Genomic DNA, 17,214 nt, shown 5'->3' with positions numbered 1-17,214 from the left:
AAATCTCGAAATGAGGCAGACAATTCTTAAAATCGCGTGTAAAACCGTTACTTATAGGCAATTATCTTAAAAATAGTGTTTTATCGAGGCTTATAAGTGCGTTAATATTTTCAATACTTGCAAAACAAGCAATATTCCGTAACAACGGTTATCATCCAATTTATATATCTGCTATCCGGTGGAAAGCGGCCTAAACACCGCAATCTGTAACACATTACATTGCGGATAAGCTGCATCTTGTGCAGGACACAACTAGCCCGTCAACATCACAAAAACTAAAAACTTATAAAGAGACAGTTGTGGGCCTATTTCGACGTCGTGGGTCGCGTGCCACCACCGTCTTCTGATAACAGAGGAGACACCATGCAATTTCTTGAGAAATTTTTCAAATTAAAAGATAACGGTACGGATGTGCGTACCGAATTGATCGCAGGACTGACGACGTTTTTGACGATGGCGTACATCATTTTCGTCAATCCGGCGATCCTCGGCGATGCTGGCATGCCGAAAGATTCAGTGTTCGTCGCGACCTGTATCGCCGCTGCGGTGGGCACGCTGATCATGGCTTGCTACGCGAATTATCCGATTGCACTGGCACCGGGCATGGGCCTGAACGCTTACTTTGCGTACACGGTCGTCAAAGGGATGGGCGTGCCTTGGGAAGTCGCACTGGGCGCGGTCTTTATTTCCGGCTGCCTGTTTCTGATTATCAGTCTGGTCGGCGTACGAGAAATCATCGTGAACGGGATTCCGCCCAGCATTCGGATTGCCATCACCGCCGGTATCGGGCTGTTTCTCGGCCTGATTTCACTTAAAACTGCCGGTATCGTTGTCGCCAATCCAGCGACTTTTATCACCTTGGGCGATCTGCATAAAATGCCAGCGATTCTGGCGATTGTCGGATTCCTGATCATCGTCACGCTCGACCGCTTCAAGATCAAAGGTGCCATTTTGATCGGAATTGTGACGGTGACGATACTAAGTTTTTTGATTGGCGGAAATACCTTTATGGGCGTGTTTTCAATGCCGCCATCGATATTGCCAACGTTATTCAAACTAGACATCATGGGCGCGCTGTCGATGGGTGTGATGAACATCGTGTTGGTATTTTTTCTGGTAGAATTGTTTGATGCAACCGGCACCATGATGGGCGTTGCAACGCGTGCGGGGCTAGTCGAGAATGGCAAAATGCTGCGCCTGAATCGCGCCTTGTTAGCTGATAGCAGCGCGATTGTTGCAGGCACATTGCTGGGCACCTCCAGCACCACGGCGTATATCGAAAGCGCCGCGGGCGTGCAAGCCGGTGGCCGTACGGGGCTGACCGCGTTGGCCGTCGCGATATTGTTTTTGGCATGCTTGTTTATCGCGCCGTTGGCGGGCGCGGTGCCCGGTTATGCGACCGCGCCAGCACTGTTTTATGTCGCCTGTTTGATGCTGCGCGAAGTCGCGCATCTGGATTGGGATGACAGCACCGAAAGCGTGCCCGGCGTAATCACAGTGCTGATGATGCCGTTCACCTATTCCATCGCCAACGGGATTGCATTCGGCTTTATCTCCTATGCAGCATTAAAACTGCTGACCGGGCGCTTTAAGGAAGTCAAAATCGTCGTGTGGATAATTGCAGCGGTATTTTTATTCCGATTTATCCATCTCGGCGCTGAGTAAAGTCGGCTAATTTTCTATAGATAGCACGTAAAAAAGGGAGTCTGTTTTAAAACAGACTCCCTTTTTATTTGGTATTTTGACGGCTTATACCTACACAGCGTTAGGTATGCTTAAACCAGCACAATTTACAATTGCGCCAGACCGAAACGCCGCAACCCTTCCAAATCCACCACTTGTATCGATTGATAGGACGTCGTGACCAATTGCAATTTGGTGAGTTGTTTCAAAGCCTGATTGACCCTTTGACGTGACAATCCGGTCAGCAAGCCGATTTCCTCCTGAGAAAATGCCAATATCGCCATCGTTCGCGGATACAACACAGGATGAAATAATTGCGCAATCGCCAGCGCAACCTGCGCATCTGTACTCAGCAACCGGGTATTTTGCACAGAGGAAATGAACTCACCCATGCGCTCGTTCAGCTGACGAATTACGAAGCCGGTAAAGGGCAAGCTTTCGGCTAATAAAGTGGAAAACGTTGGCTCCGGAATCAACATAATTTCTGCATCACGCACAGCAATCACGTCGTATTTACGTAATTCGCGCTTAATCACACTGCCCTCGCCCGCCCAGCCACCTGCGGGAATCCCGGAAAAGGTACAACTGCGTCCGTCCTGATTGTAAATAGCCAGCTTAATCAAGCCGCTATGCACGCCTATCCAATAGTGCGAAAGCTCGCCGCGCCGCGCTACAAAGGCACCGGAAGCAAAGTTTTGCACGACGACAGTTTTGGTGACTAGCGCCTGATGCTCTGGGGCAAGTCCTACAAACCATGCATGCATGGAGAGTTGCTCAACAAGATGTCGTCCGGTCACGTCAACACCTCCCACATTCGTCATGATTGGTCGCTTAAAAAATTAACAACAATATAACAGCAATGCTGTCCCATATTCGCCAACCTGTCATCTGCATGACAAACAAAATTGCCGGTAAGTGATAGCCTGTCTTCGAACAATAATAAAGTCACATCAGACCAACGGGTAATCCCATCAGGAGACAAACATGACAGTTGATTTCGACGCTGGCCTTGGTAAAAACCACGCCAATTTTGTAGCACTTACCCCAATCGATTTTATCGCTCGCGCCGCTGAAGTATACGGCGACCGGCTAGCCATCGTGCATGGCCCCTTGCGCCAAAACTGGCGCGAAACCTACCAGCGCTGCACCAAGCTGGCCAGCGCCTTGCAGCAATCGGGCATCAAAAAAGGCGACACTGTCGCCGTCATGCTGCCCAACACCCCGGCGATGGTAGAAGTCCATTTCGGCGTGCCAATGGCGGGCGCAGTGCTGAATGCCCTAAATATCCGGCTCGATTTAGCTTCTTTGGCGTTCATGTTACGCCACGGTGAAGCCAAAGTACTGATAGTCGATACCGAGTTCGCCGAATTAGCGGGACAACTTGCGCAACAAATACCCGATCTGCGCGTCATCGCCGTGCATGACGTTCTGGGCCCCGAAGTCTTGCCGTTTGGCGACACAGATTATGAGACTTTGCTGGCGAGCGGCGACCCCGCATTCATCTGGCAACCGCCCGCCGATGAGTGGGACGCCATCACGCTGAACTATACCTCCGGCACCACCGGCGATCCCAAAGGCGTGGTTTATCACCATCGTGGCGCGGCCATGAATGCCATATCGAGCATTCTCGAATGGGACTTACCAAAACATCCGGTGTATTTGTGGACGCTACCGATGTTTCATTGCAACGGCTGGTGTTTTCCATGGAGCATCGCTGCCCGTGCCGGGGTCAATGTCTGCTTGCGCAAATTTGAACCCAAGCTGGTGTTTGACCTGATCAAAGCAGAAAAAATAACCCATTATTGTGCCGCGCCGATTGTGCATGCGGCGCTTGCCAATGCGCCAGTCGCCTGGCGTGACGGGATTCAAGGTGTGGTGCGCGGGATGGTAGCGGGCGCGCCGCCGCCTGCGGCTATCCTCGCCAAAATGGAAGAAATGGGCTTTGATCTGGTGCATGTATATGGCCTGACCGAGACCTATGGACCAGCGGCCGTCTGCGCTGAACAAGCCGGTTGGAACGATCTCAGCATAGACGCGCGCGCCAGCATGAAATCCCATCAGGGCGTACGTTATCACCTGCAAACCGCCATCGCAGTATTGAATCCGCTCACAATGAAACCGGTTGCCTCTGACGGCAACGAAATCGGTGAAATCATGTTCCGCGGCAACATCTGCATGAAAGGTTATCTGAAGAACGAAAAAGCGACCCAAGAAGCATTTGAAGGCGGCTGGTTTCACACCGGCGATCTGGGCGTATGCACGGCAGACGGCTACATCAAAATCAAAGATCGCAGCAAAGACATCATCATTTCGGGCGGCGAAAATATTTCTAGCGTAGAGGTAGAAGAAGCGCTGTATCGCCATCCCGAAGTCCTTGCGGCTGCGGTCGTTGCGCAGCCAGATGAAAAATGGGGCGAGACGCCTTGCGCATTTGTCGAACTGAAGGATGGCGCGACGGTTACTGCGGAAGAATTGATCGCGTTTTGCAAAAATATTCTGGCAGGATTCAAGGCGCCGAAAGCGGTCTACTTTGGGCCTTTACCGAAAACTTCTACGGGGAAAATTCAGAAATTTGAATTACGTAAGAGGATGCAATCGCAGGCTGCGATTGATGTGTAGATAGAATTAAAAAAGGTGTTGAGCCAGCGCTCAACACCTTTTTATCTTCGTAACTAGCGTCAGGTTTCACGCTGACTGCGCAGCGCTAAAACAAGTACGGTAGCAATTTCTGCGATATAACAATACAAGCCAACGTTGCCACGGGTGCGTTGACCGATCAATCACTCCCGCTTTCCTTGCTTAACCCGTCTCCAGATGTACGGATTATGTTCGAGCACCGCAATTGCCTGAATAATTTCCTGGATACGGGCTGGCACATTTATATTAATGCTAAGTTCCTTTGTTCTTAATTGGTTGAATTTTATGTAATTAATCAGCAATCTTTATCGCACGCGTAGCGTCTACGCGTGTAGCTGAAATGTGCATTCCATGCCTTCGATAATCACAAATTAGGTGCCAACCACCGCTCAATTTCTTCCTTAGGCACATCGCGCCGCTTAGCCATATCCCTCACCTGATCATCACCAATCTTGCCCACAACAAAATATTTCGATTCAGGATGCGCCATGTAAAAACCGGACACCGCTGCGCCGGGGAACATGGCATACGATTCGGTCAGGAGCATTCCGATTTCTTCGCACTGCAAGACCTTGAACATATCCGCTTTCACGGTATGTTCCGGACAAGCCGGATAACCCGGTGCCGGGCGGATACCGCTGTAGGCTTCCTTGATCAAGGCTTCGCTGGACAAATCTTCAGTCGGTACATAACCCCACAAATCTTTACGCACCCGTTCATGCAAATACTCAGCAAAGGCTTCCGCCAAACGGTCGGCCAGCGATTTCAACATGATCGATGAATAATCGTCATTGGCGTCTTCAAACCGCTTTTCGTATTTCTCAATACCGATACCAGCTGTCACCGCAAATAAACCGATGTAATCGGCGATGCCGGAGGATTTCGGTGCGATGAAATCGGCGAGACATTGATTGGGCCGTGCCACGCCATCGATTACCGGTTTTACCGTTTGCTGGCGTGTGCCGTAATAGGTGAAAGCGACTTGAGTGCGGGTGTCATCGGTATAGACCTCTATGTCGTCATCGTTGACAGTGTTAGCTGGCAGCAGCGCGATCACGCCGTTCGCCGTCAACCAGCGGCCATCGATCACTTTCTTCAGCAGCGCCTGACCTTCTTCAAACACTTTACTGGCAGCGTCACCGACAATTTCATCAGTCAAAATGGCCGGATACGGTCCCGCCAAATCCCAGGTCTGAAAAAACGGACCCCAATCGATGTAGCGCGCCAGCGTGCCCAGATCGACATTTTTAAATAGACGGCGACCGATAAATTTTGGCTTCACCGGCGCAAATTCCAGCTTGGTACGATTAGCGCGCGCATCCGCCAACGTCAGCATCGGCACGGCTTTTTTATTCGCGTGCTGGACCCGAATGCGCTCGTAATCTACAGCGATTTCCTCGATATATTGATCGCGTTGTTCCGGCGTCAGCAGCGACTGCGCAACCGATACCGAGCGCGATGCATCCGGCACATACACCACCGGGCCTTCATAATTCGGCGCAATCTTCACCGCAGTATGCGCACGGCTAGTCGTCGCGCCGCCGATCAGCAGCGGCATTTTTACGCTGCGGAAATACGGATCGCGCTGCATCTCTTTGGCAACATACGCCATCTCTTCCAGCGACGGTGTAATCAAGCCGCTGAGGCCGATAATGTCCGCATTCTCCGCTTTCGCCATCGCCAGAATCTCGGAGCACGGTACCATCACGCCCATGTTCACGACTTCAAAGTTATTACATTGCAGCACCACAGAAACGATGTTTTTGCCGATGTCGTGCACGTCACCCTTGACCGTCGCAATCACAATTTTGCCCTTCGGTTTGGCGGCGATACCCGTGCGCTCTTCGTCGAGACGTTTTTCTTCTTCGATAAACGGAATCAAATGCGCCACAGCCTGCTTCATCACGCGGGCTGATTTCACCACTTGCGGCAAAAACATTTTGCCCTGTCCGAAAAGATCGCCGACTACGTTCATGCCGTCCATCAACGGTCCTTCGATCACATGGATCGGACGCCCGCCATTGCCCAACAATTCCTGCCGCGCTTCTTCGGTATCCTCAACAATCCATTGCGTGATCCCCTGCACCAAAGCGTGCGACAACCGCTGTTGCACAGTGCCGCTGCGCCATTCCAGCGTTTCTTCTTCCTTCTTGGCCCCGGCCTTTAAGGTCGAGGCGATATCGATCATGCGTTCGGTCGCATCGTCGCGACGATTCAGCACGACGTCTTCCACCCGTTCGCGCAATTCGGCTGGCAAACTATCGTAGACGCCGACCATACCGGCGTTCACGATGCCCATCGTCATCCCGGCTTTGATCGCGTGATACAGGAATACGGTATGGATCGCCTCCCGCGCAGGATCGTTGCCGCGGAAGCTGAAACTGACGTTAGAGACCCCGCCGCTGATCTTGGCGTAAGGCAGATTTTGATGGATCCAGCGCGTCGCGTTGATGAAATCGACCGCGTAGTTATTGTGCTCTTCGATACCGGTCGCAATCGCGAAAATATTCGGATCGAAAATAATATCTTCGGCGGGAATACCGACTTGCTCTACCAAAATATCGTAGGCGCGTTTGCAAATTTCAATCTTGCGTTCGTAGGTGTCGGCCTGCCCTTTTTCATCGAACGCCATCACGATTACGGCAGCGCCATACCGACGGCAGAGCGTGGCTTGCCGGATAAATTCCGGCTCGCCCTCTTTCATCGAAATCGAATTCACGATGGCTTTGCCTTGCACGCATTTCAGACCGGCTTCGATCACCGACCATTTCGACGAATCGATCATGATCGGCACGCGTGCGATGTCCGGTTCGGACGCGATCAGATTCAAAAAGCGCGTCATTGCCGCCAGCGAATCCAGCATCGCCTCATCCATATTGATATCGATGATCTGCGCACCGTTTTCAACCTGCTGGCGCGCCACCGCCAGCGCCTCGTCGTATTGCTCATTCAGAATCAGGCGTGCGAACGCTTTTGAGCCCGTCACGTTAGTCCGTTCACCCACGTTGACGAACAATGAAGTATCGTCAATCGTGAACGGTTCCAGACCCGACAAGCGCAATTCGTGCGTGGTCTCCGGGACCTGTCGCGGCGCAATATTCGCAACAATATCGGCAATCGCTTTAATATGATCCGGCGTGGTGCCGCAGCAACCGCCAGCGATATTGACGAAGCCACTGTCGGCGAAATCTTTCAGCAGCGATGACGTGACATCCGGGGTCTCGTCAAAGCCGGTATCGCTCATCGGATTGGGCAAACCGGCATTGGGATAGATACAGACAAACGTGTCGGCGATCTTCGATAATTCTTCGGCATAAGGCCGCATCAACGCCGCGCCCAACGCGCAATTCAGGCCGACGGTTAATGGCTTGGCATGGCGGATAGAATTCCAGAAAGCAGGCACGGTCTGGCCCGACAAAATCCGTCCAGATGCATCGGTAACAGTGCCGGAAATCATGATCGGCAAACGCAGGCCGGATTCCTCAAAAAACGTATCGATGGCAAACAGCGCGGCCTTGCAATTGAGCGTATCAAAAATGGTTTCGACCAGCAACACATCCGCCCCGCCCTCCACCAGCGCCCGCGTTTGTTCCAGATATGCCGTAGCCAATTGATCGAAGGTCACATTGCGCGCAGCCGGATCGTTCACGTCTGGTGAAATCGACGCCGTTTTAGGCGTCGGTCCAAGCGCGCCAGCCACAAAACGTGGCTTATCCGGCGTCGAATATTTGTCGCAAGCCGCCCGCGCCAGTCGTGCAGAGGCGACGTTCATCTCATACGCCAGATGCGCCATGTGATAGTCATCTTGCGCGACAGTGGTGGCGCCAAAAGTGTTGGTTTCGATCAGATCGGCACCGGCGGCCAAATACTGTTCATGCACCTCACTGATGACATGCGGTTGCGTCAACGAGAGTAATTCATTATTGCCTTTGACAAAAAGTTCGCGCCCGGTGCCCTGAAAACCGATAAAACGACCGTTCGGACCGCCGCGATAATCCTCTTCCGTCAGCTTGTATTGCTGAATCATGGTCCCCATGGCGCCATCCAGAATAAGGATGCGCTTGGATAACAGCTCGCGCAGACGGGTTTCGATCGGAGAAATGACGGTGGCGGCGGTGGGCTTCATAGGCTTACTTCTCTGAAATTATCTGATATTGATCCGCTATCAAAAATGCAAAAAACCCGGTCGCAAAAAGCGCCGGGTCAAGCATGCGGTGGTTGGACGAAATTATACGTTAAATCAACGGGTTATGGTCTTTGCAACAATCTCAGGCCACCCCATCAATCAGCATCAACTGCATCCGCAAATCGCGCTGCCGGATTGTATTTTCTATCTGGCAGCGGTTCGTTCAATTTCAAGGTCAGGCATTTGGCTGCGCCGCCCGCTTTCAAGAACTCGGTCAACGGCGTCTGAATCACTCGATAACCATGGCTTTTTAGCATCGCGACCAACGATGACGATGCGCGATTAAGAAAAATATGCGCGCCGCTATTCACGCTATTGCAAGCAAAGTCCAGCGCATCGGCGGCGCTGACAATCAAGCGCCGATGGGCGGGGACCCGTTCGGCAATCGCCGCCTGCGATGCTGCATCGAAAGCCTCGGGAAAATATAGCAATTTTCCGCCATCTAGCGGGCAAAAGCAGGTATCGAGATGGTAAAAGCGCGGATCAACCAAACGCAATGACTGAACTTCGACCTCCAGCATCCGCGATAAAGGCTCGGCGCAAGCACCGTCAGAACGATGACCATGCCCAAACCAAAGCAAGTCATCATGACGATCCAGCAACGCGTCGCCCGCCCCTTCAAATGGCAGCTCGGTCGGCATTTTTAATACCTCAAAACCGTGCGTGGCAAACCAATCCTCAAAATGCGACTCTTCAGCCTGACGTTCAACGTGCCGAAATCTGGATAACACAACTTTTTGACCGCGCACGACGCCGGCGTTTGCGGTAAATACCAGATCCGGCACGCCCGCCTTTGGCTGGATCCGCACGATATTGGCGACACTTGACATCGCCTCTACCAATGCCGCCCATTGCTGTTGCGCAAGACTGTGATTGCCGCGAGAAATGTTGCCCGCCATCCATGGATTGATGACGTAAGACACTTCAAAATACGCTGGTGCGCACATTAAATATGTCGGATTTAATGGCCCCAAAGCGGTACTGGCATCTGCGTTGAATAGTCCGCCATTTTCTATCGCTTCGGGTGCAAAGCGGGTCATGCGAAGCTCCGTTCAGCCGGTACAGCGGGCACTGGCACAGCCTCAAAGGCGCGATTAATGATGCCAAGTCCAATCTCTATTTCACTGGCGCTAATCGTCAGCGGCGGCGCAAATCGTACTACGGTTTCGTGCGTATCTTTGGATAACATACCCAGTTCTAGCAATATTTCACAAAAGGCACGGGCCGAAATAATCGCAGGGTCCAGTTCAACGCCAATGAGCAAGCCTTTGCCACGGACGACACGAATCGCCGGATGATTGATGGCGCGCAGGCCACGTTGCAAGCGTTGTCCCATGCGTTCTGCCGCCTCGGATAAATGGTCATCGCGCAATAGCGATAATGCCGCGTGGCCGACGGCGGCGGCTAGCGGATTACCGCCAAAAGTGCTGCCATGATCGCCAGGAGTAAACACCGCCATGACTTCTTCGCTGGCTAAAAATGCCGAGACCGGCAACAAACCGCCGCCCAGCGCTTTGCCGAGGATTAAACCATCAGGTTTTACATTTTCGTGATCACATGCCAGCAATTTACCTGTGCGGCCTAAACCAGTTTGGACCTCGTCGCAAATCAGCAGGACGTTGTGACGTGTACAAATTTCGCGGCAGGCAGCCAGATAGCCGTCGACTGGCACGACGATACCGCCTTCGCCTTGAATTGGCTCAACTAAAAAAGCAGCTGTGCGTGGTGTAATTGCAGCTTCCAATGCGGCGGCATCGCCGAATGGAACCGAGACAAAGCCGGGCGCGAAAGGACCGAAGCCATCGCGATATTGGGCTTCTGATGAAAAACCGATGATGGTGGTGGTGCGGCCGCCAAAATTGCCGTTGCAAACGATGATTTCGGCGCTGTTTTCGGGGATACCTTTGACTTTATGGCCCCATTTTCGGGCGGCTTTCAATGCCGTTTCTACAGCTTCTGCACCGCTATTCATGGGTAATGCTTTTGCCTGCCCGGTCATCTCGCACAGTAGTTGTAGAAATGGGCCGAGTTGATCGGTAAAAAAGGCGCGGGAGGTCACCGCCAGCCGATTCGCCTGACGGGTCAATGCGGCGACTAAGGTTGGATTGCTATGACCGAAGCTGACTGCCGAATACGCGGACATCATGTCCAGATAATGCTTGCCGGCTTCATCCACCAACCAGACGCCGCGTCCCTGGCAGAGCACTACTGGCAAGGGCGAATAGTTATGCGCGCAGTAGCGATTTTCTAGTGCGATGGCGGGATTTTTCATGTTGCGCTCCGGTCATTGGTTGGTGATTACATGATAATCACAAACCGTAGAAATATTTATGCATAATAGAGCATCGTTTTAAACTTTAACGCAAGAATCGTGCATAAATAAGGATAAAAAATGGAAAATCTTGATCGATATGACCGGATTCTATTACGCACCTTGCAAGCCAGGGGCCGGGCCTCGAATGTAGAGTTGTCGGAACAGGTAAATTTGTCAGCCCCGCAGTGTTATCGGCGCGTGCAGCGGCTGGAACATGAGGGAATTATTCGCGGCTATACAGCGCAAGTTGACCCGGCAGCGATTGGGCTTGGCGTGACGGCGTTTGTCAGTCTGAATATTGCGCGGGAGCAGTTTAAACAGGTGCGGAAATTGGAAAAGGCAATTCGCGCTTTTCCCGAAATTTTGGAGTGCTATACGATTTCCGGGGATTTTGATTATTTGTTGAAAGTCGTGGCACGCGATTTGAAATCGCTGTCGGCGTTTTTGACGGATCGGTTGATGCAAGTGCCAGGGGTTGCAGGGGTTAAATCGATGGTTTGTCTGGAGGAGATTAAACCGGCTAGTCCGCTGCCTTTGGCGGATTAATTAGAGGCTGTATGGAGGCTGTAAATCATTCTGTGTAATTGCCCGGCTTCAAAGAAAATCACGCTGTGAAATCCGGCTTTTAATACCCGAATCAAGAAGAAAGCATCATAAATTTGATCGCTTTTTTCTTTGGTCATTCCTAACGTTTCATGACGCTGTAAAAATTTTCATGCGAACCTAAGCTTAGCAAGACAATTTCTTCTGGTTTTATTTTGTTCGGTTGCAAACGATAAGCCAGCAAAATCTCTTGCTTATTGAGTTTAAATTTATACACAAACAGACCAATCAGATCGCCCTTTTTTTCTTCACCAATCTGTGGCTCAGCAACAATGTCCGCAACTGCTTTATCGAGGATTTTTTTATCTGTGGCGTGCAATTTTTTGACGACACGATTAAACGAAGGTGTAACCCGGATATTAACCGCCATCAGACGCCAAACTTGTAGTCAGAAAGTTGTCCGGCGTTCGCCTCGGCCACCGCAAGCAAAGTGTCCTTAATGAATTGCAACGGCAGCTCTGGATTGTCTTCAACGGCCTTGCCAAGTCGCGCCCAATACTCTATTTGTTTAGGAATAGAGCGATGTTCTGCAGCAGCATGCGGCTTTGCAAGGTTGATTAATTCATCCGACAATTTCAACGCAGTTGACATGATTTAGCTCCTTCGACAGAGTTGCATATTATATCTACATGCAACCTTTTGCAACTTTTTTCTAAGTTAAAAAACCCGAATAGCGCACTTTGCACGAGCAACAATTAGTGCAAATCCCGCACAAACCCTGTGCCCATAAAGGCCTGTTTTTCAACCGTGTGCATCGATAAGCTGTGGTTTCCTAATCCACATTCGATCGAAAACCCATCATGCCCATTCTGACCGTCCTCTTATCAACGCCCCCAAACACCACAACGGCCAACAAAGTAGCCCAATCCCTATCGCAACTGACCGCCACTATTCTGCACAAAAAACCAGAACTCACTTCCATTGCGATTTCCTACGTTGATCCGGGGCATTGGTTCGTCGGCGGCGAAAGTCTGCAACATCAACGCAAGACCAGTTTCTTTCTGGATATCCGTATTACCGATGAAACCAACACCGCCAGCGAGAAAGCCACGTACATCAAGGCCGTATTCAATGCTATGCAAACCCTGCTGGGCGATCTGCATCATGAAAGTTACGTCCATGTTCATGATGCGCGGGCGGCGGCATATGGTTATGGCGGATTAACGCAGCAGGAACGGGCGGTTGTCGCGAGGTTGGAAGGATGACGGCGGCGATTACGCTCGGTGGCAGCGACAACGACGCAATGGGACCCTATGCATTGGTCGGTTTTGCCCACGCGCTGCCAGAAAAATCGACCGACTTAGCCGCATTGCTGCTGTCATTTGTCGCCCCAACTCGGGCCGAAGAAGGCTGTCTGGAATATCATTTCCATGCGGATAAAAACACGCCGCATTTGTTTGTATTTTATGAGGTCTGGCGCTCGCAGCAAGACTTGCAGGCGCATTTGGCGTTGCCCCACATGCAGGCGTTTCTGGAGACCCGAATGACTTATCTCAGCCGCGATTTGCAGATTCACTGGCTGGCAATGCATAGCAGCTATCCGCGAGAGATTAAGCCCAGCGTGGCGTCCGATACCAATCGCTAGCAAACTCCACAAAAGCCCGTACTTTTGGCGAAAGGTGGCGGTTTTGTGGATATAAAACGTACAACTCGCGTGGTTTTAGCGTGAATTCTGGCAGCACATGCACCAACGCGCCGTGACGTAATTCCGCATGCACGATGAAAGACGCGGTCGTCGCAATACCAAGACCGGCCAGCGCTGCCGCCCGCAACGCGATACCGGTGTTGGCTTGAAGGTTGCCGCGCACCACGACGGGATGCGGCTTGCCATCGGCGGCGGTGAAGTGAAATTCGTTGGGTTTTGGTGCGAGAGAATAAGTCAGGCAATTGTGATGGACCAGATCGGCGGGTTCCAATGGCGTGCCGTGCCGTTTCAGATACGCTGGAGAGGCAACAACCAGCATGTCGCTGACAGCCAGTCGCCGCGCAATTAAAGTCGAATCCGGCAACGCCTGCGTCAGCCGCAACGCGACATCAAAGCCTTCTTCTATCAGATCGACAAATCGGTCGTTGCAGACCAGATCCACCCGTATTTGCGGATGCGCCATGATGAATTGCGGCAACCAACCTGTAAGTTCCAGCGTACCAAACGCTTGCGGCGCATTGATCCGCAGTAATCCTGACGGGCGCGCCTGATGCGCCGAAACAGCCTGCGCTGCGTCGTCAATCTGATCAATAATCTGCTTGCAGCGGGCGTAGTATTCTTGCCCGGCTTCGGTCAGCGCCAAACGGCGCGTGGTGCGATTGAGTAATTGCGCGCCGAGTTCGACCTCCAACTGCCGGACCTGCCGGGAAACGATGGTGTGCGATTGATTCAATTCCGCCGCTGCGGCAGTAAAACTGCCAGCGTCCACCACCCGCCTGAAGGCGCGCATTGCTGCCAGTTGATCCATGGTTTCGCACTCCGTACATCATCAAAAATGCAACGCTATCAGATTCGTTGACCGGTTGCTATCGATGCTTCGGATGCGGCGGCTACGTCGTATTGCTGACGCGCGCCGCGAATCGCGCTCTGATGCCCGCCAGCCCATTCTGTCAGTACTTGCAACGGCGTGCAAAGCGACTGGCCGAGCATGGTCAATGCGTATTCAACTTGCGGTGGCGTCGTAGGAATGACAGTGCGCGAAATCAAACCGTCGCGCTCCAGATGACGCAGCGTGACTGTCAGCATCCGCTGCGAAATACCGTCAACCTGGCGTCGAAGTGCGTTGAAACGGGTAGGTTTTTGTTCTAAGGTAATCATGACGAGCACACTCCACGCGTCACCGATCCGATCCAGTACATCGCGTATCGGGCAAGGGTGGTCTTCACGCGTCGGCGGGCGCCCTCTTTTGCGCATATTCACGGCTTCGTAGCTCTCAGGAACCGGGCTGGCGGTTACGTTCATGTGCCTATCTTTCATTAAAGTGCCTTCTTGCGCATCAGTTTCAAATAATTATACTGGTTACTTTTAATAACTACATCGCGTTGGACTGATATTCTGCGCGTTATCAAAAGGAATAGATGATGAAAATTGCCATTATTGGGGTTACTGGTCGTGCTGGATCGCGCATTGCTGCCGAAGCACTACGTCGTGGACATGTTGTTACCGGCATTGCCCGCTCGGTGGAAAATGCGGATGTGCCCGCTGGCGTGACGTTGTTGCAAGGCGACGCAACGCAACCCACGCAACTTACTGATCTGGTTAAGGGGCAGGATGCCGTTGTCAGCGCAGCAAAGTTTGAAATATTGCTCGCCGCGCCATTGGTGCAGGCGCTCAAATCGGCCGGTGTGAAGCGCTTAATCGTCGTCGGCGGTGCCGCCAGCCTGGAAGTTGCGCCGGGTGCGATTCTGCTGAATAGCCCCGGATTTCCTGAAGAATACAAAAAAGAGGCGACGGCGGGCAAACTGTTTCTGGATGAACTACGCACCGAAACGTCGCTAGACTGGACCTTTCTGTCGCCGTCCGCGATATTTGCGCCGGGTGAACGCACGGGCAAGTTTCGCCTCGGCCATGACCAGTTGCTGAGCGATGCTAACGGGCAAAGTCATATTTCGATGGAAGATTACGCGATTGCAGTGCTGGATGAACTGGAACAGCCGCAGCATCTGCGTGCACGCTTTACGATCGGTTACTAAGCTAGCAATGTGGCGGAAATGGCTTTGCTGCCATGCTCCGCCGCATCCTCTTCTCTCGAATCTTTCTGCCGTTTCTCTGGTCTGTTTGCCAGCAGCCGTAATATCCGCGATATTTCTTTTTTTGCCTTCCTTGCCGTGATACCGTTATAGGCCTGTTTTACGCTTTATTTTTCTCTAAATAGCGTACTTTTATTCCTCATTCTGATCAGAAATTATGTGCCAGTTACTTGGAATGAATTGCAATGTGCCAACCGACATTGTGTTTAGTTTTACCGGCTTTGCCACCCGTGGCGGCCAGACCGATCATCATAGCGATGGCTGGGGCATTGCCTTTTTTGAAGGCAATGGTGTGCGCCATTTTGTCGATTATCAAGCCGCGATTGCATCGCCGGTGGCCGAGCTGATTCGTCGTTGTCCGATCAAATCAAAGAACGTCATCGCGCATATTCGCAAAGCCACGCAGGGTCAGGTGGCGTTGGAAAACTGTCATCCTTTTGTGCGTGAATTGTGGGGACATTATTGGGTGTTCGCGCATAACGGCGATTTAAAGTCGTTTGCGCCGTCGTTGCATGGCGCATTTCGCCCGGTAGGAAACACCGATAGCGAACTGGCGTTTTGCTATATTTTGCAAGAATTGCGACATCGCTTTGGCGAGACATTACCGTCTCTCGCACAATTAACCGCAGCCTTGCAGGAGCTAAGCAGCGACATCGCGCAGCACGGCACGTTTAATATGCTGCTATCAGACGGCTCGGCGCTGTTCGCCCATTGCTCGACCAATTTGTATTACATCATCCGCCAACATCCGTTTGCCGAAGCCAAATTATCGGATGACGACGTGATCGTCGATTTCTCCCAAGTCACTACGCCGCAAGACCGGGTTGCCGTGATTGTGACTGCGCCGCTGACGACAAATGAAGCGTGGACGCAGTTTGGCGCGGGGGAATTGAAGGTCTTTGTGGATGGCGAAGTACAGGCCTAACATTTGTTGCTGATCGTGGCGCTAAACACCACTATCAGCAACGCTTACGTGAGCGCGCCTGTTTCAGCGCCATCGATCATCAACGTACCAAAAAGCCTGCGCCAACCGGATCGTCGCGATCAATCATCCAGCGTGCGGTGCCCAGCAAACTGGCTGTGCCCTTGACGGTCGGGCGTACAGCGCGGGTGCCGTTGAGGTCTACTTCGCCCAACAAGCAACCTTCAAACGTACCGCTGCCCAACAATCCTTCGGACAGAATCGGCTGATTCAAACCCATCTTTCCGCGTGCTTCAAACATGGCCATCATCGCGCTGGTGCCTGTACCGCCGGGCGAACGATCGAGTTGACCGGCGCTGAACACGTGAACGTTCTTGTAGAACGCGCCTTCGATGGTCGGCTGATGCCAGAAAGTAACGAAATTCAGGTCGTTAATATGCGCTTCGGTCGGATGCTGAATGCGCATCTTCTGATTAATCTGGTCACGCACCATGATGCCGAGGCGCGCTAATTCACTGCCGTTATCAGGCGAAATCCGCAGATCGCTGTTGCTCAGATCAACGATCCCGAAATAGTTGCCGCCCCAGACCAGATCGGCCTTAAGGTCGCCATAGCCTGGCAAATGCACGGGGATATCTTGGGCCGCGACGTAGGCTGGAACGTTTTCAAAACGTGTCCATAAAACTTTATCGCCATCAGAAGCGACTTCAGAAACGACTAAGCCTGCGGTGGTTTCAAAGCGAATACGCGTCATGCCGTCTGCGCCGCGTGGGACCAAACCTAACGCGACCATTGCCATACTGACGGCGATAGTGCCGTGGCCACACATGTGTGAATATTCGGTGCCGTCGATATAGATCAGACCGGCGTCAAATTCAGGGCTGGATGGGGGTGTCAGGAACACGCCGAACATGTCTTTGTGACCGCGTGGTTCACGCATCAGCGCCAGACGTAGCCAGTCGTAGTTCTCGACCAGAAAAGCGCGCTTTTCCAGGATGCTGGAACCGCTAGGATAAGGGATGCCGCTGTGCACGATGCACAATGGCTCGCCTTCGGTATGGGTATAGATGACGTCGAACGCGTCCTGTTGTCGGATCATGGTTAAAGCTCCTCGTTGAGAAATGGCAGAGTGGG

The 17,214-nt window shown here is 52.2% G+C and carries 17 protein-coding genes; 7 read left to right on the top strand and 10 right to left on the bottom strand.

Features of this window, described 5'->3' with window-relative positions; translation table 11 throughout:
• Window positions 1-363: 363 nt before the first annotated feature.
• Window positions 364-1,665 carry an NCS2 family permease gene (locus C7W93_RS19835; RefSeq protein ID WP_108441952.1) on the top strand — a complete coding sequence of 434 codons (1,302 nt, stop codon included), beginning with the start codon at window positions 364-366 and terminating at the stop codon, window positions 1,663-1,665.
• Window positions 1,666-1,790: 125 nt separating this feature from the next.
• Here the strand turns inward: C7W93_RS19835 and C7W93_RS19830 are convergent, their stop codons facing one another.
• Complete coding sequence (locus C7W93_RS19830) at window positions 1,791-2,504, bottom strand: Crp/Fnr family transcriptional regulator (RefSeq protein ID WP_108441951.1); 714 nt, start codon at window positions 2,502-2,504, stop codon at window positions 1,791-1,793.
• 163 nt (window positions 2,505-2,667) lie between these two features.
• On the opposite strand from C7W93_RS19830, the gene C7W93_RS19825 reads away from it, so the two are divergent.
• Window positions 2,668-4,302: an acyl-CoA synthetase gene (locus tag C7W93_RS19825; RefSeq protein WP_108441950.1), complete on the top strand. Its 1,635-nt coding sequence runs from the start codon at window positions 2,668-2,670 to the stop codon at window positions 4,300-4,302.
• A gap of 382 nt (window positions 4,303-4,684) precedes the next feature.
• Here C7W93_RS19825 and metH read toward each other — a convergent pair whose 3' ends face one another.
• From metH to rocD, 3 genes are all read right to left on the bottom strand, one after another.
• Complete coding sequence (gene metH, locus C7W93_RS19820; RefSeq protein WP_108441949.1) at window positions 4,685-8,446, bottom strand: methionine synthase; 3,762 nt, start codon at window positions 8,444-8,446, stop codon at window positions 4,685-4,687.
• 155 nt (window positions 8,447-8,601) lie between these two features.
• Window positions 8,602-9,546 carry a dimethylarginine dimethylaminohydrolase family protein gene (locus C7W93_RS19815; RefSeq protein ID WP_108441948.1) on the bottom strand — a complete coding sequence of 315 codons (945 nt, stop codon included), beginning with the start codon at window positions 9,544-9,546 and terminating at the stop codon, window positions 8,602-8,604.
• Window positions 9,543-10,778 carry an ornithine--oxo-acid transaminase gene (gene rocD / locus C7W93_RS19810; RefSeq protein WP_108441947.1) on the bottom strand — a complete coding sequence of 412 codons (1,236 nt, stop codon included), beginning with the start codon at window positions 10,776-10,778 and terminating at the stop codon, window positions 9,543-9,545. Before rocD ends, C7W93_RS19815 begins: the two co-directional genes overlap by 4 nt.
• A gap of 120 nt (window positions 10,779-10,898) precedes the next feature.
• Here rocD and C7W93_RS19805 point away from each other — a divergent pair, with 120 nt between their 5' ends.
• Complete coding sequence (locus C7W93_RS19805) at window positions 10,899-11,366, top strand: Lrp/AsnC family transcriptional regulator (RefSeq protein WP_108441946.1); 468 nt, start codon at window positions 10,899-10,901, stop codon at window positions 11,364-11,366.
• On the opposite strand, the gene C7W93_RS24680 is transcribed toward C7W93_RS19805, so the two are convergent.
• The 3 genes from C7W93_RS24680 to C7W93_RS19795 are packed head-to-tail and all read right to left on the bottom strand — an operon-like array spanning window position 11,363 to window position 12,014.
• Complete coding sequence (locus C7W93_RS24680; protein ID WP_161539965.1) at window positions 11,363-11,503, bottom strand: hypothetical protein; 141 nt, start codon at window positions 11,501-11,503, stop codon at window positions 11,363-11,365. The two genes, C7W93_RS19805 and C7W93_RS24680, sit on opposite strands and share 4 nt — an antisense overlap.
• A gap of 2 nt (window positions 11,504-11,505) precedes the next feature.
• On the bottom strand, window positions 11,506-11,793 hold the full coding sequence (locus C7W93_RS19800; protein WP_108441945.1) for a type II toxin-antitoxin system RelE/ParE family toxin: 288 nt from the start codon (window positions 11,791-11,793) through the stop codon (window positions 11,506-11,508).
• Complete coding sequence (locus C7W93_RS19795; RefSeq protein ID WP_108441944.1) at window positions 11,793-12,014, bottom strand: hypothetical protein; 222 nt, start codon at window positions 12,012-12,014, stop codon at window positions 11,793-11,795. Before C7W93_RS19795 ends, C7W93_RS19800 begins: the two co-directional genes overlap by 1 nt.
• Before the next feature lie 209 nt (window positions 12,015-12,223).
• Between C7W93_RS19795 and C7W93_RS19790 the strand changes: the two genes are divergently transcribed.
• Complete coding sequence (locus C7W93_RS19790) at window positions 12,224-12,628, top strand: 4-oxalocrotonate tautomerase family protein (protein ID WP_108441943.1); 405 nt, start codon at window positions 12,224-12,226, stop codon at window positions 12,626-12,628.
• Window positions 12,625-13,008, top strand: coding sequence for a putative quinol monooxygenase (locus C7W93_RS19785; protein WP_201747297.1), 384 nt, complete (start codon window positions 12,625-12,627; stop codon window positions 13,006-13,008). Before C7W93_RS19790 ends, C7W93_RS19785 begins: the two co-directional genes overlap by 4 nt.
• Here the strand turns inward: C7W93_RS19785 and C7W93_RS19780 are convergent.
• Window positions 12,974-13,876, bottom strand: coding sequence for a LysR family transcriptional regulator (locus C7W93_RS19780; RefSeq protein ID WP_108441942.1), 903 nt, complete (start codon window positions 13,874-13,876; stop codon window positions 12,974-12,976). The two genes, C7W93_RS19785 and C7W93_RS19780, sit on opposite strands and share 35 nt — an antisense overlap.
• Before the next feature lie 38 nt (window positions 13,877-13,914).
• A complete protein-coding gene (locus C7W93_RS19775) occupies window positions 13,915-14,370 on the bottom strand; it encodes a winged helix-turn-helix transcriptional regulator (RefSeq protein WP_370446488.1) in 456 nt (151 codons plus the stop codon).
• 119 nt (window positions 14,371-14,489) lie between these two features.
• On the opposite strand from C7W93_RS19775, the gene C7W93_RS19770 reads away from it, so the two are divergent.
• Both C7W93_RS19770 and C7W93_RS19765 read left to right on the top strand, forming a co-directional pair.
• On the top strand, window positions 14,490-15,101 hold the full coding sequence (locus C7W93_RS19770) for an NAD(P)-dependent oxidoreductase (protein ID WP_108441940.1): 612 nt from the start codon (window positions 14,490-14,492) through the stop codon (window positions 15,099-15,101).
• A gap of 214 nt (window positions 15,102-15,315) precedes the next feature.
• Complete coding sequence (locus tag C7W93_RS19765; RefSeq protein WP_108441939.1) at window positions 15,316-16,083, top strand: class II glutamine amidotransferase; 768 nt, start codon at window positions 15,316-15,318, stop codon at window positions 16,081-16,083.
• Window positions 16,084-16,162: 79 nt separating this feature from the next.
• Here the strand turns inward: C7W93_RS19765 and C7W93_RS19760 are convergent, their stop codons facing one another.
• Window positions 16,163-17,179 (bottom strand): proline racemase family protein, encoded by a 1,017-nt coding sequence (locus C7W93_RS19760; RefSeq protein ID WP_225869943.1) that lies wholly within the window; start codon window positions 17,177-17,179, stop codon window positions 16,163-16,165.
• Window positions 17,180-17,214: the final 35 nt, after the last annotated feature.

The organism is Glaciimonas sp. PCH181 (assembly GCF_003056055.1).
GTDB lineage: Bacteria > Pseudomonadota > Gammaproteobacteria > Burkholderiales > Burkholderiaceae_D > Glaciimonas.
The sequence above is the reverse complement of the archived record's forward strand: the minus strand, read 5'-3'. Positions and strand labels throughout refer to the sequence as shown.

Coding starts and splice junctions, on each gene's coding strand:
- C7W93_RS19790 (WP_108441943.1), top strand. CDS start 12,224: ATGCCCATTCTGACCGTCCTCTTATCAACGCCCCCAAACACCACAACG.
- C7W93_RS19800 (WP_108441945.1), bottom strand. CDS start 11,793: ATGGCGGTTAATATCCGGGTTACACCTTCGTTTAATCGTGTCGTCAAA.
- C7W93_RS19775 (WP_370446488.1), bottom strand. CDS start 14,370: ATGAACGTAACCGCCAGCCCGGTTCCTGAGAGCTACGAAGCCGTGAAT.
- C7W93_RS19780 (WP_108441942.1), bottom strand. CDS start 13,876: ATGGATCAACTGGCAGCAATGCGCGCCTTCAGGCGGGTGGTGGACGCT.
- C7W93_RS24680 (WP_161539965.1), bottom strand. CDS start 11,503: ATGACCAAAGAAAAAAGCGATCAAATTTATGATGCTTTCTTCTTGATT.
- C7W93_RS19760 (WP_225869943.1), bottom strand. CDS start 17,179: ATGATCCGACAACAGGACGCGTTCGACGTCATCTATACCCATACCGAA.
- rocD (WP_108441947.1), bottom strand. CDS start 10,778: ATGAAAAATCCCGCCATCGCACTAGAAAATCGCTACTGCGCGCATAAC.
- C7W93_RS19785 (WP_201747297.1), top strand. CDS start 12,625: ATGACGGCGGCGATTACGCTCGGTGGCAGCGACAACGACGCAATGGGA.
- C7W93_RS19805 (WP_108441946.1), top strand. CDS start 10,899: ATGGAAAATCTTGATCGATATGACCGGATTCTATTACGCACCTTGCAA.
- C7W93_RS19825 (WP_108441950.1), top strand. CDS start 2,668: ATGACAGTTGATTTCGACGCTGGCCTTGGTAAAAACCACGCCAATTTT.
- C7W93_RS19830 (WP_108441951.1), bottom strand. CDS start 2,504: ATGACGAATGTGGGAGGTGTTGACGTGACCGGACGACATCTTGTTGAG.
- C7W93_RS19815 (WP_108441948.1), bottom strand. CDS start 9,546: ATGACCCGCTTTGCACCCGAAGCGATAGAAAATGGCGGACTATTCAAC.
- C7W93_RS19765 (WP_108441939.1), top strand. CDS start 15,316: ATGTGCCAGTTACTTGGAATGAATTGCAATGTGCCAACCGACATTGTG.
- C7W93_RS19770 (WP_108441940.1), top strand. CDS start 14,490: ATGAAAATTGCCATTATTGGGGTTACTGGTCGTGCTGGATCGCGCATT.
- C7W93_RS19835 (WP_108441952.1), top strand. CDS start 364: ATGCAATTTCTTGAGAAATTTTTCAAATTAAAAGATAACGGTACGGAT.
- C7W93_RS19795 (WP_108441944.1), bottom strand. CDS start 12,014: ATGTCAACTGCGTTGAAATTGTCGGATGAATTAATCAACCTTGCAAAG.
- metH (WP_108441949.1), bottom strand. CDS start 8,446: ATGAAGCCCACCGCCGCCACCGTCATTTCTCCGATCGAAACCCGTCTG.